The organism is Pseudoalteromonas sp. GW168-MNA-CIBAN-0100 (assembly GCF_040309225.1).
Lineage (GTDB): Bacteria > Pseudomonadota > Gammaproteobacteria > Enterobacterales > Alteromonadaceae > Pseudoalteromonas > Pseudoalteromonas arctica.
This window is the reverse complement of record NZ_JBEOOL010000798.1, coordinates 1-255: the sequence shown is the minus strand read 5'-3', so window position 1 is coordinate 255 and position 255 is coordinate 1. Positions and strand designations below refer to the sequence as shown.

The following is a 255-nucleotide window of genomic DNA, read 5'->3' as shown; positions in this document are numbered from 1 at the left end:
AGCCTACATTATCACTAAATATTTGCGACGAATGCGCCGCTGCAGCACTTACGTTTAGCGTCCAGCCGGTATAACCACGGCGCGCCGCCATGGCGGTTTTAATATTGTTATCGCCATTTTCAAAGCCTAAAGCAACGTCTGCCCACATTGCCGCATCAACAATGGCTTGTTTAGATAAGCTAAGCGGACGACCGCTGCTTTCTTCATCGCCAGTGAGTATTACTTTTATGCTTACATTTTCAAGTAAGTTAAGCG

General features: G+C 46.3%; 1 pseudogene. It reads right to left on the bottom strand.

Annotated features, from left to right (window positions below):
• Positions 1–255, bottom strand: a pseudogene (locus AAEY62_RS23475) (M20/M25/M40 family metallo-hydrolase); the annotation flags it as partial.